Genomic DNA, 14,509 nt, shown 5'->3' with positions numbered 1-14,509 from the left:
TCAGAAGTAGGTGCGCACCGCGCCGACCACGGCGTCGGCGTCGTCGAGAACCGGCACGAGCGGCCACTTCTCGAGGGCGGTGCACGGGTGGGACAGACCGAAGGCGACGACGTCGCCCACGGCGAGCTCGCCCTCGTGCCGGACGAAGGCGTGCTGGTCGTTGAGCTTCTCGACGCGCGAGCCGGGCAAGGGGCCCGCCCCGCCGCGGAGCGGGATCGGCAGATCGACGTCGTACGAGGCGTCGCGCTTGCCGAACCCGCAGATCGCGAGGCCGGGCTCCGGGGTGGAGAGCACGTACGCCCACAGCTCCATCGCCGGCACGAGTGCGAACGGCGAGGCCCGGGCGAGGAGCCCGTGGTCGTGGGTGAGGTAGCCGCCGGAGCGGACCACCTTGCGCACCGGGCGCGACAGCCGCGGGAGCTCCTGCCAGGCCGCGACCACCCGGTCGGGGTAGGCCGACCCGCCTGCCGTCAGCACGAGCTCGTCGCGCGGCCCGGCCAACCCGTCGACGTCGGCGAGCAGGGCGGCGAGGTCGGCGGCGAACCGGTCGACCTGCGCGACGGACCGTTCCGCGCGGTCCTGCGGGTAGACGCCCTCGAAGCACTCGACCCCGGCCAGCTCCAGACCGGGCGCGGCGGCGACCCGACGGGCGACGGCGAGCGCCTCGTCGCGGGTACGGGCACCGGCCCGGCCTCCCGGCACGCCGAGTTCGACGAGCACGGGCAGCGTCCGGGGCGCGTCGGCGAGCACCGCGGACATCCGGTCCACACCGGCGGCGCTGTCCGCGAGGACGTACACCTCGAAGCCCGGATCCGATGCGGCCAGCCAGCGCAGCCCCACCGGGTCGACCACCTCGTTGGCGAGCACCACGCGGGGCACGCCCCAGCCGTGCATGATCCGGGTCTGCGCCACCGTCGCGGCGGTGATGGCCCACGCCCCGGCGTCGAGCTGGCCGGCGACGAGCTGCGGGCTCATCGTCGTCTTGCCGTGGGGTGCGTGATCGACGCCGGCGTCGGCGCACCAGCGTGCGAACAGCGCCGTGTTGTGGTCGAGCGCCGACCGCCGCAGCGTCAACGTCGGGAGCAGCAGGTCGGTGACGTGCCAGCCCCTGTCGCCGATCACTCCGACGGTGCCGTCGTGGTCGGGCAGGTTGCGGAAGTGCGGGCCCAGCGGTTCGGCGGCGCTGCGGGCGAGCGCGGAGAGGGTCATCGCGGTCCAGTCCTCACGGGGGCGGTCTCCCGGCACAGCAATGTGGTGACGAACGTGATCAGGCCGACCGCCATCCAGTAGAGCGAGACCGGCCACGTCGCCCCGCCCGCCCATGCGACCAGGCCGGTGGCGACGAACGGCGCCAGCCCACCCGCGATCATCGCGGAGAACTGGTAGCCGATCGAGATGCCGGAGTAGCGCACCTTCGTGCCGAACAACTCCGAGAAGAACGCCGGTTGCGTGGCGAACAGGGCACCGTTGGCGATCGCGTAGCCGAGCACCCACGCGATCAGGATCAGCGGCACGTTCTTCGTCTGCACGAGCGCGAAGAACGGGAACGCGAGCGCGACGTGCAGGCCGGCGCCGAACAGGTAGACCGGCTTGCGGCCGATGCGGTCGGACAGCGCGCCGTACAACGGCGTGACGACGAACTGCACGGCGGCGGCGAGCATGTTGGCGAGCAGGCCGAGGCTCGCGGCGAGGCCGAGGTTGCTCGTGGCGTACGAGAGCGCGAACACCGACACCAGGTAGCCGCAGACGTTCTCGGCGACGCGCATCCCGATCACCAGCAGGATCGAGCGCCACTCGGTGCGCACCGCGTCGACCACCGGGCGGTCCGCGATCTGTTCGGCCTTCTTGACCCGCTCGAACTCCGGCGACTCCGGGATGCGGAGCCGGATGAAGATCCCGACGAAGATCAGCAGGAACGACACGAGGAACGGCACCCGCCAGCCCCACGACAGGAACTGCTCGTCCCCGAGCGCCTCCGACATCCCGTACATCAGGCCGGTGGCGAGGATCAGCGCGGCCGAGGAGGCCATCTGCGGCCACGCGCCGTAGAAGCCGCGCCTGCGTGGCGGGGCGTGCTCGGTGAGCATCAGCACCGCGCCGCCCCACTCACCGCCTGCCGCGACGCCCTGCAGCAGCCGCAGCACGACGAGCAGCACGGGGGCCCACACCCCGATCGCCGCGTACGTCGGCAGGATGCCGATCAGGAACGTCGCGATGCCCATCAGGAAGAGCGTGGCGACGAGCGCCGACTTGCGGCCGACCCGGTCGCCGAGGTGGCCGAAGATCACGCCACCGATCGGGCGCGCGCCGAACCCCACGGCGAACGTCGCGAAGGCGGCGAGGGTGCCGACCAGCGGGTCGCCGCCGGGGAAGAAGACCTGGCCGAACACGAGTGCGGCTGCCTGGCCGTACAGGAAGAAGTCGTACCACTCGATCATCGCGCCGATGAAGCTGGAGAAGCCGACGCGGCGCAGGGTCCCGAAGTCGGTCTCCACGGTCTGGGCCATCCCCGGGAGTTTGAAAGCATGTTTGACAACAAGTCAAGGGACTGAACAGAATTTCTCGATGAGCACACCGGACGAGCTGCTACCGACGCTGGCGCCGATCATGAAGGCGATCGCGGCGGCCGTCGGCCCGCACTGCGAGGTGGTGCTGCACGACCTGTCGAAGCGCGAGATGGAACGCACGATCGTCGCGATCGAGAACGGGCACGTCACCGGCCGCACGGTCGGCGGGCCGTCCACCAACCGCGGCCTAGAACTGCTCCGCCGCGAGGCCGAGGACCACGACGAGTACGGGTACAAGGGCCGCACCGGTGACGGCCGCGAGCTGCGCTCGTCCTCGGTCTACTTCCGCGACGGCGACGGGCACGTGATCGCCGCGCTCTGCATCAACGTCGACCTCACGCCGCTGCAGGCGGCGCGCGCGGCGCTCGACGCCACACTGCGCCCGGCCGTCGAGGACGCCCCCGCCCGCGACGAGGAGGTCTTCGCCTCCGACATCAGCGAGGTGCTCGACCGGCTGATCGACGGCGCGATCGAGCAGACCGGCAAGACCGTCGCCCTCATGGACCGCGACGACCGCCTCTCCGTACTGAAGTTCCTCGACGAGCGGGGCGCGTTCTTCGTCAAGCGCGCGGTCGACCGGGTGGCCCGCCGGCTCAACATCTCCCGCGTGACGGCCTACAACTACCTGGAGCAGATCCGCGGGACACCGTGATGTGTCTGTATGTGTGTACGGCCCGGCTGAACGTGTACGTCGCCGACGAGCTCGCCGAGCGCGCGAGAGCCGCGGACTCGAACCCGTCGGCCCTCACCCAGCCCGCCATCACGCACGAGCCGCAGCGACGGGCCACGGATGCGTCGCTCACGAGCTGCTGTCAGGCGCATGGTCCCGTTGGGCCGACCTGCCGCTGACCGACGCCCCGTACGTCGAGCTCGCCAGCCGCTTGCGCGTCCCGCTCCTCACCACCGATCAACGCCTGGCCCGCGTCAAGGGCTGCAGAGGCCGTTTCCGCGAAGGTGCCGGGTCAGGACTGAGCGCTCGCCTTCCGCACCGCCTCGGCCACGGACGGGGCGACCTGGGCGTCGAAGACGGACGGGACGATGAAGTCGGCCGCGAGCTGGTCGGGGCTGACGCAGTTGGCGATCGCGGCGGCCGCGGCGAGCATCGCCCGATCGGTGACCTGGTGCGTTCCGGAGTCGAGCATCCCGCGGAAGAATCCGGGGAACGCGAGCACGTTGTTGATCTGGTTCGGGAAGTCCGAGCGTCCCGTGGCGACGATCGCGGCGTGCTGCGCGGCCGCGAACGGGTCCACCTCGGGGACGGGGTTGGCCAGGGCGAACACGATCGCGTCCGGAGCCATCGTCGCGATGTGATCCCCGGTCAGCAGGTCGGGAGCCGACACCCCGATGAAGACGTCGGCGCCGCGCAGCGCGTCGACGAGGCTCCCCTGCACGCCGCGCGGGTTGGTGTGCTCCACGATCCACTTGCGGAACTCGTCCGTGCCCGCGTCCTCGGGGCGCAGCACCCCCCGGCGTCCGCACGCCACGATGTCCCCGAATCCCTGGCTGCGCAGGAGCCGGACGATCGCGTGCCCGGCCGCGCCGACCCCGCTCAGCACCACCCGCACCTGCTGGGGCACCTTTCCCACGATCCGCAAGGCGTTGGTGAGCGCCGCCAGCACCACGATGGCGGTGCCGTGCTGGTCGTCGTGGAACACCGGGATGTCGAGGAGCTCCCGCAGCCTGCGTTCGATCTCGAAGCACCGCGGGGCCGCGATGTCCTCCAGGTTGATCCCGCCGTAGACCGACGCCAGGTTGCGCACGATCTCGACGATCGTGTCGACGTCCTGGCTCTCGATGCACACCGGCCACGCGTCGACGCCCGCGAACTGCTTGAACAGCGCCGCCTTGCCCTCCATCACCGGCAGCGCCGCGGCAGGCCCGATGTTGCCCAGGCCGAGCACCGCCGACCCGTCCGTGACCACGGCGACCGTGTTGCGCTTGATGGTCAGCCTTCGGACGTCCTCCGGGTTGTCCGCGATGGCCCGGCAGACCCGGGCGACACCGGGTGTGTAGGCGCGGGAGAGGTCGTCGCGGTGCTTCAGCGGCACCTTGGGCGTCACCTCGATCTTGCCGCCGAGGTGCAGCAGGAACGTCCGGTCGCTCACCTTGTGGATCGCGACGCCGGGCAGCGCGGAGATCGCGTCGCAGATCCGCTCGCCGTGCGCACCGTCGATCGCGTCGCAGCTCACGTCCACCACGAGCTCCGTGGCGGTGGACCCCCCGACGTCCAGCGCGGTCAACGACCCACCCGCGGCCGAGACCGCCGACGCGATGTCGGCGGCACCACCCGACCCCTTCTTCACGTGCGCGCGGACGGTGATCGAGTAGCCGGGGCTCGTCGCAGCCATGCGGCAACTCTTCTCCGGCTCACGGCGACGGGCCACCCCGTAGTTCCGTACCGTGGACAACAGATGCGGGAAATGATCGCCCGGGCCTGGCCCTCGGCGAGAGAGCCGCTAGGCTCGGGATGCGGTTTCCGGCGGAGCCGCCTACGCCCTCGTAGCTCAGCTGGATAGAGCAAGAGCCTTCTAATCTCTAGGTCGCAGGTTCGAGTCCTGCCGGGGGCACAAACATGCTGGTCGCCGCTTCGGCCCTGTCGACCAGCACGATCAGGCCCGCGCTTTGGATCCCAAGAGTTCGAGCGCAGCCGCTGCATTGGCGCCGATGTCCTTGCGGGACATGTTCGATTTGGTGTGCGGCTGCACGGCCAGCCCTGACCGCACCGCAGTGCGCGGCGCAGTCCAGCCGGCAGGGGCCGTCTCGGGACGGCTCCTCCTGCGTAGTCGGCCACCCCACTACGTAGTCGGAGGGACGTGTCTTCCACCGACGCGAATCGGATGCCGCCGGAGCGAACCTCGTGGGAGGACGATCCCCTTCCCCACAGGAGCAACCATGGATTACCGGCCGCTGGGCCGCACCGGCATCTCGGTCAGCGAGCTGTGCCTCGGCGCGATGATGTTCGGCGCCGCGGGCAACCCCGACCACGACGAGTCGATCCGGATCATCCACCGGGCGCTGGACGCCGGGATCAACTTCCTCGACACCGCCGACATGTACTCGTACGGCGAATCGGAGGAGATCCTCGGCAAGGCGCTGACCGGCGGGCGGCGCGACGACGTCGTACTCGCCACCAAGGTCGGCCTGCCGTGGGACGACCGGCCCAACCACGGCGGCGCATCCCGCCGCTGGATCATGCGGTCCGTCGAGAACTCCCTGCGGCGGCTGGGCACCGACTGGATCGACCTGTACCAGATCCACCGCCTCGACCCGACAACGGACATCGACGAGACGCTCGGCGCCCTCTCCGACCTCCAGTCCCAGGGCAAGATCCGCGCCTTCGGCGCTTCCACGGTGCCCGCGTCCGAGATCGTCGAGGCCCAGTGGGTGGCGGAGCGACGCGGCCGGGAACGTTTCCGCACCGAGCAGCCCCCGTACAACCTCCTGACCCGCGAGATCGAATGGGACGTCCTGCCCACCGCCCAGCGCTACGGCATGGGCGTGCTGACCTACAGCCCGCTGGCGATGGGCTGGCTCACCGGCCGCTACCGCGCCGGCAGGGAAGCGCCGGACACCGGACGCTCGCACATCTTCCCCGGCCGCTTCGACCCCACGCTGCCGGCCAACCGGCGCAAGCTCGACGCGGTCGAGGCACTCGCCGTGCTCGCCGAGGAGACCGGCCTGACCCTGATCGAGATGGCGATCGCGTTCGTGGTCCGCCACCCCGCGGTGACCTCCGCGATCATCGGCCCGCGCACCATGGAGCACCTCGAGTCCCAGCTCCCGGCGGCAGGCGTCGCGCTGTCCGTCGAGGTGCTGGACCGCATCGACGAGATCGTCCCGCCCGGCGCCACCCTCAACCCGGAGGCGGACAACATGTCGTTCTCCGCTGCGCTGAAGCCGGCCAACCGGCGACGCTGACGCCCACGGATACCGTCCAGAACCGGACGGGTCGGCGGCGCAACCTGCGCCGCCGACCCGTCCTTCGTCGTTCCTCGCGCCGGCGCTGCCGCGGGCGCTCCCCGTTCTCCGACCGCACGGCCGGCACCGCTACCGACTCGCGCGACGGCACTGCGTAGCCGAACCCACGTGTTCTCCACCGACGCGGTCCGCGTGCCGCCGCCGCGAACCTTGCGGCATGACGAGCGAAGCGAGCGAACGCCCCGCGGCGGTGGTTCCGGTCGGGGCCGATCCGACCGCGGGCGAGCGCATGACCTCCCGGGAGCGGCTGCGGCTGGTGCTCGTTCTCGGGTTCCTCACCGCGAGCGGGCCGCTCACGGTCGACCTGTACCTCCCGGCGCTCCCGGCCATCACCGGCGAGCTGATGACCACTGCCGCCGCAGTGCAGCTCACGCTGACCGGGATGCTGGCGGGGCTGGCGCTGGGGCAGCTGTTCGTCGGCCCGGTCGCGGACGCGGTCGGGCGCCGCACTCCCCTGCTGGCCGGCATCGCCCTGCACATCGTGGCGTCCGTGCTCTGCGTGGTCGCGCCGAACATCGCCGTCCTCGGCGTGCTGCGCGTGCTGCAGGGCCTGGGCTGCGCCGCGGCGACGGTCGTCGCCATGGCGATCGTGCGTGACCTGTTCGTCGGCCACGCCGCCGCGCGGCTCCTGTCCCGCCTGATGCTGGTGATGGGCGCCGCCCCGATCCTGGCGCCGACGGTGGGCGGGCTGGTGCTCGGCGTGACGTCGTGGCGTGGCATCTTCGCGCTGCTCGCGGTGTACGGGGTGGCGATCCTGCTCGTCACCGCGCGGCTGCTGCCCGAGACGCTGCCGGTGACCGCCCGCCGGGGTGGTGGCGTCCGCGGCACTGTCCGCGACTACGGGCGGCTGCTGACCGACCGCGTCTACGTCGGGCTGATCCTCGTCACCGGGCTTTCCCTGTCCGCCAACTTCGCGTACATCGCCGGGTCGTCGTTCGTGTTCCAGGAGCAGTACGGCCTGACCGAGCAGCAGTTCGGCCTGGTCTTCGGCGCGGGCGCGATCGGTCTGGTCGGCGCCACCCAGGTCAACGTCCGGCTCCTGCGCCGGTTCGGCCCCGCGCAGATCCTGACCGGTGCCGTGGCCGGTGGCGCGATCGCCGGCCTGCTGGTGCTGCTGTGCGCCGCCACCGGCTTCGGCGGCATGCCCGCCCTCGTGGTCGCGCTGTGGTTCGTGCTGGCCGCGGCCGGTCTCGCGGTGCCGAACGCACCGGCGCTGGCGCTGTCCCGCCACGGCGAGGCCGCGGGCACCGCCGCGGCACTGCTCGGCGCCGTGCAGTTCGGCGTCGGCGCGATCGCCGCCCCGCTGGTCGGCGTGCTGGGCGCGGGCGCGGTCGCGATGGGGCTGGTGATCACCGGTGCACTGCTGGCGGCCAACGCCGTCCTGCTGCTCGTGGTGCGCCCCTGGCGGCCCACCCCCTCCGCCCGGCCCGCGGCGGCGGACGCGCATTGACCAGCGGTGACCGGCTGATGACCATCGGCGCTTCCGCGACGATCAAGGTCTCCGCGCCCGGCGGTAGGCTCCGCGAGGGAGGACCACGTGCTGCTCTTGGGCCGGAGCGCCGAGTGCGCCACCGTCGATCAGATGCTCGCCCGGGCACGGGACGGCCGCAGCGGCGCGCTGGTCGTGCGCGGCGAGGCGGGCATCGGCAAGACGGCGCTCCTCGAACACGCCCGCGATGCCGCGTCCGGGTTCAGGGTGCGGCAGGTGGCCGGTGTCGAGGCCGAGATGCCGTTCGCGTTCGCGGCTCTGCACCAGCTGTGCGCGCCCCTCCTCGACCGGCTCGCCACCCTGCCCGGCCCGCAGCAGACCGCGCTCGGCGTGGCACTCGGGCAGATCGGCGGCGACCCCCCGGACCGGTTCCTGGTCGGGCTGGCCACCCTCGGCCTGCTCGCCGAAGCCGCCGCCGAGCAACCCCTGTTGTGCCTGATCGACGACGTCCAATGGCTGGACCCGGCCTCCGCGCAGACCCTCGGCTTCGTCGCGCGCCGCGTCGAGGCCGAGCACCTGGCGCTGATCTTCGCCCGGCGCGACCCCGCGCCCGGCACCGGCAACACCGAGGCGTTCACCGGCCTGCCGCAGCTGCGCCCGAACCGGCTCGGCGACGCCGACGCGCGGACGCTGCTCGCCGAGGCGGTCCACGCCCCGCTCGACGCGCGGGTGCACGACCGGATCCTCGCCGAGGCCCGCGGCAACCCCCTCGCCCTGCGGGAACTCGCCCGCAGCACCCGGCCGGCGCGGACGGCGGCACTGGCAGGCGGCTTCGGGCTGCCCGACGCGCTGACCGTCCCGGACCGGGTCGAGGAGAGCTTCCGGCAGCGGTCCGAGAGCCTGCCCACCGCCACCCGGCTGCTGCTGCTGACCGCCGCCGCCGACCCGACCGGTGACACCGCGCTGCTGTTGCGCGCCGCCGCCCACCTCGGCATCGGCGCCGACGCCGCCGCGCCCGCCGAGGAGGCCGGCCTGCTCGAGATCGGCACCCAGGTCCGGTTCCCGCACCCGCTGGCCCGCTCGGCCGTCTACCGGGCCGCGGCGCCACCCGACCGGCGCCGGGCCCACCACGCGCTGGCCGCGGTGACCGACCCGCAGACCGACCCCGACCGGCGGGCCTGGCACCACGCGCAGAGCGTGCTCGGCACCGACGAGACGGCCGCCGTGGAACTGGAACGCTCGGCGGACCGGGCACGGACCCGCGGCGGGCTCTCCTCGGCGGCCGCCTTCCTGGAACGGGCGGCCGCCCTCTCCCCCGAGCCGGCCGGCCGGGCCCGCCGGGCCCTGGCCGCCGCGTCCGCCAAGCACGAGGCAGGTGACCCCGAGGCCGCGTCGGGCCTGCTGACGGTCGCGGCAGCAGGCCCTCCGGACGCGCTGCACGCGGCACGGGTCGATCTGCTGCGCGCCCAGGTCGCGTTCCACCTCACGCGGGGGAACGACGCGCCGGGGATGCTGCTGACGGCCGCCGCGGGGCTCGCCCCGCTCGACGCCGCGCTGTCCCGCGAGGCCTACCTCCAGGCGCTCGAAGCGTCGATCATCGCCGGTGCCCGGACCTGCGGCCGCGGGATCGGCGAGGTGGCCGAGGCCGCCCGGACGGCGCCCGCCCCACCGGCCCCGCCCCGGCCGGTGGACGTCCTGCTCGACGGCCTGGTGACCTACTACCTCCACGGGTACGAGACGGGCGTGCCCGGCTTCCGGCGGACGCTGGAGACGTTTCTCGGCCTGCCGCCGAGCGCAGGCGACCTCCGCTGGCTGTGGCTGGGCTGCCACACCGCGATGGCGCTCTGGGACGACGCGGCGGGCGCGACACTCGCCGGTCGCCACCTCCGGCTGGCCCGCGACGCGGGGGCGCTGGCCACGCTGCCGTTCGCGCTCACCTTCCACGCGACCCTGCTGGCGCACGCCGGCGAGCTCACCCGGGTCTCCGAGCTGATCGCGGAGACCGACGCGATCACGCGAGCGACCGGAGCCGCACCGCTGCCCTACGCCCGGCTCATGCTCGCGGCCTGGCGTGGCAGGCGCGCCGAGGCCTCCACGCTCCACACGGCCGCGGTCCAGGACGCGAACGAGCGAGGCGAGGGCACCGCGATCACCGTCGCGGACTCCAACCTGGCGGTCCTCCACAACGGGTTGGGCGGCTACGCCGCCGCGCTCGACGCCGCGGAGCGGGTGTGGGAGTCCGGAGAGCTGGTGCACAGCACCATGGCTCTGCCCGAGCTGATCGAGGCGGCCGTCCGCTCCGGCGCGCCGGAACGCGCCTCGGCCGCGCTGGCCGAGCTCCGCCCGCGGGCCCGCGCGTGCGGTACCCCATGGGCGCTCGGTCTCGAGGCCCGTTCCCGTGCGCTGACCAGCGCCGGACCGGCCGCCGAGGCGGGCTACCGCGAGGCGATCGAGCACCTCGGCGGCTGCCGGATGGCGGCCCACCTCGCCCGCGCCCACCTGGTCTACGGCGAGTGGCTGCGCCGCGAAGGTCGCCGCCGCGACTCTCGCGAACAGCTCCGGATCGCCCATGACCAGCTCACGGCGAGCGGCGCGGACGGGTTCGCCGCCCGCGCCGCTCGCGAGTTGCGCGCCACCGGCGACCAGCCGCGCGAACGGTCCGACCGGCCCGCGACCGGGCTCACCGAGCACGAGCTGCACATCGCCCGCCTGGTCGCCACCGGCGCCACCTCCAAGGAGATCGGCGCCCAGCTGTTCCTCAGCCCGCGGACGATCGAGACCCACCTGCGCAACATCTTCCGCAAGCTCGGCATCACCTCCCGCCACGAACTGCGGACCATGCAGCTCTCCTGACCACATCGACGTACACAGATGACGCCGGATCACACCAACGCCCCGAGCTGCGGTCTCTACGCTGCTCGAGCCTCACCGAGCTCGACCGTGACCGTGACGCGGCTGCGCTCGTCGCGCTCGGCGACGGCGTGTCCGGTCCGGCCGCTGCCGTCGAGCTCGATCGTGATCGGGCCACCGGGGTGGAGGAAGTTGCGCCACCAGGTCTTGGCGTCCGGGAATCGCACGCCGATGGTGACGATCTCGCCGCGGCGCTTGTATCCGACGGGAATGGTGAAGGTGCGGCCGGAACGCCGTCCCGTGTACGTCACGACGGTGATGCGCCTGCTGACGAGCCCGCCCCAACGAGGAGAGGTTCGCAGCCCACTCACCCAGGCGTTGAAGCGATCGATGTGGGGTCCCTTGAAGATCACGACACCAACGTAGCCGCGCAAGTGGAGCAACCCGTCCACTTGGCCGTGAAGTGAGAGTGATGAGCACCGATCCGTCTCGCATGCGTTCCGATGCGCGGGAGATCAGGTGTTCCACCGGCGCTGACCCCGCCGGAACGACGTCAGCGTCCACGGCCCCGCTCGGCGAGCACGGCCGCGGCGTAGATCGTGCACGGCCAGGTGTGGAAGCCGCGCTGCGCGCCGAGGACACAGACCCGGCAGTGGCCGTTCCCGTCGTCGACGTGCCGGGCGAGCAGGTCCATCACCGCGGCGGGCCGGTCGGCGATCAGCTGGGCGATCAGTTCGGACACCTCGCCCGACCAGTTGCGAACCATGCCTGATCTCCCCTCGTGCGGCCATGGAACATGCGGACAGCGTCGCCACCCTCCGTACCGTTACATGTGCATTCCGTACTGGAACCGCAGCCGAACTGCCGCGGTTGGGTGCGCCCTCAGCGGGTATGAGCTCTGCGATGAACGGCAGACACCGAAGCCTGGTGCACGCCGCGATCGCGATCCTGGTCGCGATCGCGGCGGCCGGCTGCGCCGGTGGATCGCGCAGCGGGTCGGACCAACCGAGCCTGCCGGGCATGGAGAGCAACACCGCACAGCCCGCGCAGAAGGAGTCGATCAACGAGTCCTCGGAGGACGACGTCGCTGCCGCACTGCGCCGCAGCGACGTCGACGATCCCCAGGGCTGGGCGCGGATCCTCATCGGCGACCGCCCGTACCCGCCCGGGCAGCCAGGCCAGGAGCGGATCCGCCAGGTGCTCGTGGATCACCAGGCGGATCCCGGCGAGGTGGACAAGATCCTCGCCGCGGTCGAGCCCTGAGGCGGGCAGACCTAACCCTTCCCACCTTCTGGCGCGTTCCCGATACGTCCTCCGGCGGGTTCCCGGGCTGCGCGGCGGGGTCCGTTAGGGCCTGTCCCGGCGGGAAGCACAGGTCTACCTTCGGCCCCCTCGATGGGGACGGTGGAACGCAATGGTGCGTTACGAGTACCGGTGCCCGGCCTGCGGGCCGTGGTCCGTCGCGCTGCCGATGGGGGCGGCCGAGGCGCACCGCAGTTGTCCCACCTGCGGAGATCCCTCCCCGCGGCGCTGGTCGGCGCCCCTGCTGAACCGCATGGACCCGGCCGTCGCCCGTGAACGCCTGCGCGAGGAGGCGAGCCGGGACGTCCCGGAGGTCGTCACGTCGGTGCCGCAGGCCGCCCGTCGGCGCGCCCGGCGCGATCCCCGCCAGGCACGCCTGCCTCGCCCCTGAACCAGACCGCCGGTGCCACCGAGGAGGGCCGAACCATGGGTCTTGTCGGTCTCCTGTACGTCGGAGCCGTCCTGTTCATCAACGGGCTGCTGCTGCTCGGGGTCGTCGAGGGCAGAGCGGCTGCGCCGATCAACCTGTTCGTCGGGGCGCTGCAGGTCGTCACGCCCACGTACCTGATCTTCACGGCGAACAACGACCCGGCCGTGATCCTCGCGGCGTCGGGGCTGTACCTGTTCGGGTTCACCTACCTCTACGTGGGCATCAACCTGCTCGCCGGGCTCGACACCACCGGCGTCGGCTGGTTCTCGCTGTTCGTCGCGGTGATGACCATCGGCTACTCGTACGCGAACTTCGTGATCCTCGACGACCGCCCGTTCGGTGTCATCTGGCTCTACTGGGGGTTCCTCTGGGCGCTGTTCTTCGTCCTGCTCGGCCTCAAGCACGAGTGGCTCGCGCGCTACACCGGATGGGTCACGATCATCCAGGCGTGGGTGACGGCCGCGATCCCGGCGTTCCTGCTGCTCACCGACCTCTGGCGCTACGAGGACGCGATCGCGATCGGCCTGGCCGTCGGCGGGGTCGTCGTGTTCGGGGCCCTCTACGCCTACATCCACCCACGAGCGCCGCGAGCTCCGGCCGCGACACCCGCCCCGACCGCCCATCCGGCGCCGGGTTGATCGACAGGTATCGACGAAGGAGGATCTGCGATGCCCGATGTGGTGTTCAGCGTCGATCAGGCGAAGTCGATGCGTGATCAGTCGGTTCCCGGGCACAACCGGTGGCATCCGGACGTGCCCGTCGCGGTGATGGTCCGCCCCGGGCAGCAGATCCGGGTGGAGTGCCGCGAATGGACCGACGCGCAGATCGGCAACAACGACTCCGCGAACGACGTGCGCGACGTCGACCTGACGCGCGCGCACATGTTGAGCGGCCCGATCGGGGTGGAGGGTGCCGAGCCGGGCGACCTGCTCGTCGTCGACATCCTCGACCTGGGCCCCGTGCAGGCCCCGCAGGAGTACGGCGACGCACCCGGCCAAGGCTGGGGCTACACCGGCATCTTCGCGAAGGCCAATGGCGGTGGCTTCCTGACCGATTACTTCCCCGACGCCTACAAGGCGATCTGGGACTTCGCCGGCCAGGTCGCCACGTCGCGGCACCTCCCGGGGGTTCGCTACACGGGCATCACCCACCCCGGGCTGTTCGGCACGGCGCCGTCGGCCGAGCTGCTGGATCGGTGGAACCGCCGGGAGCGGGCGCTGATCGACACCGACCCGGACCGCGTGCCGCCGCTCGCGCTACCCCCGCTCGAGCAGAACGCGCTCGGCGGGACGGCGTCGGGCTCGGAGGCGGAGGCGATCGCCCGCGACGGAGCACGCACCGTGCCGGCACGGGAGAACGGCGGGAACCACGACATCAAGAACTTCACCCGCGGCTCGCGCGTCTTCTACCCCGTGCACGTGAACGACGCCAAGCTCTCCGGCGGCGACCTGCACTTCAGCCAGGGCGACGGGGAGATCACGTTCTGCGGCGCCATCGAGATGGGCGGCTTCATCGACTTCCACGTCGACCTGATCAAGGGCGGGATGGAGGCCTACGGCGTGACGACCAACCCGGTGTTCATGCCGGGGAACGTGGAGCCGCGGTACTCGGAGTTCATGACCTTCATCGGGGTGTCGGTGGACCGCGAGACCGACGAGAACTTCTACCTCGACGCCACCGTGGCCTACCGGCGCGCCTGCCTGAACGCGGTGGAGTACCTGACGAAGTTCGGCTACTCCGGCGAGCAGGCGTACCTGCTGCTCGGCTCCGCGCCGATCGAGGGCCGGGTCAGCGGGATCGTCGACATCCCGAACGCCTGCTGCTCGCTGTACCTGCCGACCGCGATCTTCGACTTCGACGTGAAGCCGTCGGCGGCCGGACCGGCCCACCAGGATCGGGGTCAGTGCGCTGTGACGTCCTGACCCCGGCCCGGCGGCGCCGCCTGATCCGCGG

13 protein-coding genes and 1 tRNA gene are annotated in these 14,509 nt (G+C 72.1%); 9 read left to right on the top strand and 5 right to left on the bottom strand.

From position 1 onward, the window contains the following. Together FHX44_RS25725 and FHX44_RS25720 are read right to left on the bottom strand one after the other, a co-directional pair. Nucleotides 1-1,209: an alanine racemase gene (locus FHX44_RS25725; RefSeq protein ID WP_170309044.1), complete on the bottom strand. Its 1,209-nt coding sequence runs from the start codon at nt 1,207-1,209 to the stop codon at nt 1-3. Next, nucleotides 1,206-2,507 (bottom strand): MFS transporter, encoded by a 1,302-nt coding sequence (locus FHX44_RS25720; RefSeq protein WP_147258156.1) that lies wholly within the window; start codon nt 2,505-2,507, stop codon nt 1,206-1,208. Before FHX44_RS25720 ends, FHX44_RS25725 begins: the two co-directional genes overlap by 4 nt. Before the next feature lie 58 nt (nt 2,508-2,565). Here FHX44_RS25720 and FHX44_RS25715 point away from each other — a divergent pair, with 58 nt between their 5' ends. Next, entirely contained in the window at nt 2,566-3,219 is a 654-nt protein-coding gene (locus FHX44_RS25715) for a helix-turn-helix transcriptional regulator (protein WP_170309043.1), read from the top strand. A gap of 310 nt (nt 3,220-3,529) precedes the next feature. On the opposite strand, the gene FHX44_RS25700 is transcribed toward FHX44_RS25715, so the two are convergent. After that, complete coding sequence (locus FHX44_RS25700; protein WP_147258154.1) at nt 3,530-4,915, bottom strand: NAD-dependent malic enzyme; 1,386 nt, start codon at nt 4,913-4,915, stop codon at nt 3,530-3,532. Between the two features lie 145 nt (nt 4,916-5,060). Here FHX44_RS25700 and FHX44_RS25695 point away from each other — a divergent pair. From FHX44_RS25695 to FHX44_RS25680, 4 genes are all read left to right on the top strand, one after another. Further along, nucleotides 5,061-5,134, top strand: a tRNA-Arg gene (locus FHX44_RS25695). A 325-nt stretch (nt 5,135-5,459) separates the two neighbouring features. Continuing rightward, nucleotides 5,460-6,485: an aldo/keto reductase gene (locus FHX44_RS25690; RefSeq protein ID WP_147258153.1), complete on the top strand. Its 1,026-nt coding sequence runs from the start codon at nt 5,460-5,462 to the stop codon at nt 6,483-6,485. 217 nt (nt 6,486-6,702) lie between these two features. Then, nucleotides 6,703-7,995 (top strand): multidrug effflux MFS transporter, encoded by a 1,293-nt coding sequence (locus tag FHX44_RS25685; protein WP_246170586.1) that lies wholly within the window; start codon nt 6,703-6,705, stop codon nt 7,993-7,995. Nucleotides 7,996-8,082: 87 nt separating this feature from the next. Further along, nucleotides 8,083-10,827 (top strand): ATP-binding protein, encoded by a 2,745-nt coding sequence (locus FHX44_RS25680; protein ID WP_281287914.1) that lies wholly within the window; start codon nt 8,083-8,085, stop codon nt 10,825-10,827. A 56-nt stretch (nt 10,828-10,883) separates the two neighbouring features. Here FHX44_RS25680 and FHX44_RS25675 read toward each other — a convergent pair whose 3' ends face one another. Beyond that, nucleotides 10,884-11,237: a hypothetical protein gene (locus FHX44_RS25675; protein WP_147258152.1), complete on the bottom strand. Its 354-nt coding sequence runs from the start codon at nt 11,235-11,237 to the stop codon at nt 10,884-10,886. Nucleotides 11,238-11,377: 140 nt separating this feature from the next. Continuing rightward, a complete protein-coding gene (locus FHX44_RS25670) occupies nt 11,378-11,590 on the bottom strand; it encodes a hypothetical protein (protein WP_147258151.1) in 213 nt (70 codons plus the stop codon). A gap of 137 nt (nt 11,591-11,727) precedes the next feature. On the opposite strand from FHX44_RS25670, the gene FHX44_RS25665 reads away from it, so the two are divergent. From FHX44_RS25665 to fmdA, 4 genes are all read left to right on the top strand, one after another. Further along, nucleotides 11,728-12,087: a hypothetical protein gene (locus FHX44_RS25665; RefSeq protein WP_147258150.1), complete on the top strand. Its 360-nt coding sequence runs from the start codon at nt 11,728-11,730 to the stop codon at nt 12,085-12,087. 151 nt (nt 12,088-12,238) lie between these two features. Next, a complete protein-coding gene (locus FHX44_RS25660; RefSeq protein ID WP_147258149.1) occupies nt 12,239-12,517 on the top strand; it encodes a zinc ribbon domain-containing protein in 279 nt (92 codons plus the stop codon). A gap of 35 nt (nt 12,518-12,552) precedes the next feature. Further along, nucleotides 12,553-13,194 (top strand): AmiS/UreI family transporter, encoded by a 642-nt coding sequence (locus FHX44_RS25655; RefSeq protein ID WP_147258147.1) that lies wholly within the window; start codon nt 12,553-12,555, stop codon nt 13,192-13,194. 30 nt (nt 13,195-13,224) lie between these two features. Beyond that, nucleotides 13,225-14,478, top strand: coding sequence for a formamidase (gene fmdA, locus FHX44_RS25650; protein ID WP_147258145.1), 1,254 nt, complete (start codon nt 13,225-13,227; stop codon nt 14,476-14,478). Nucleotides 14,479-14,509 lie beyond the last annotated feature (31 nt).

It is taken from the genome of Pseudonocardia hierapolitana, assembly GCF_007994075.1.
Lineage (GTDB): Bacteria > Actinomycetota > Actinomycetes > Mycobacteriales > Pseudonocardiaceae > Pseudonocardia > Pseudonocardia hierapolitana.
Note: the sequence above shows the minus strand (reverse complement) of the source record. Positions and strands in the feature narration are given on the sequence as shown.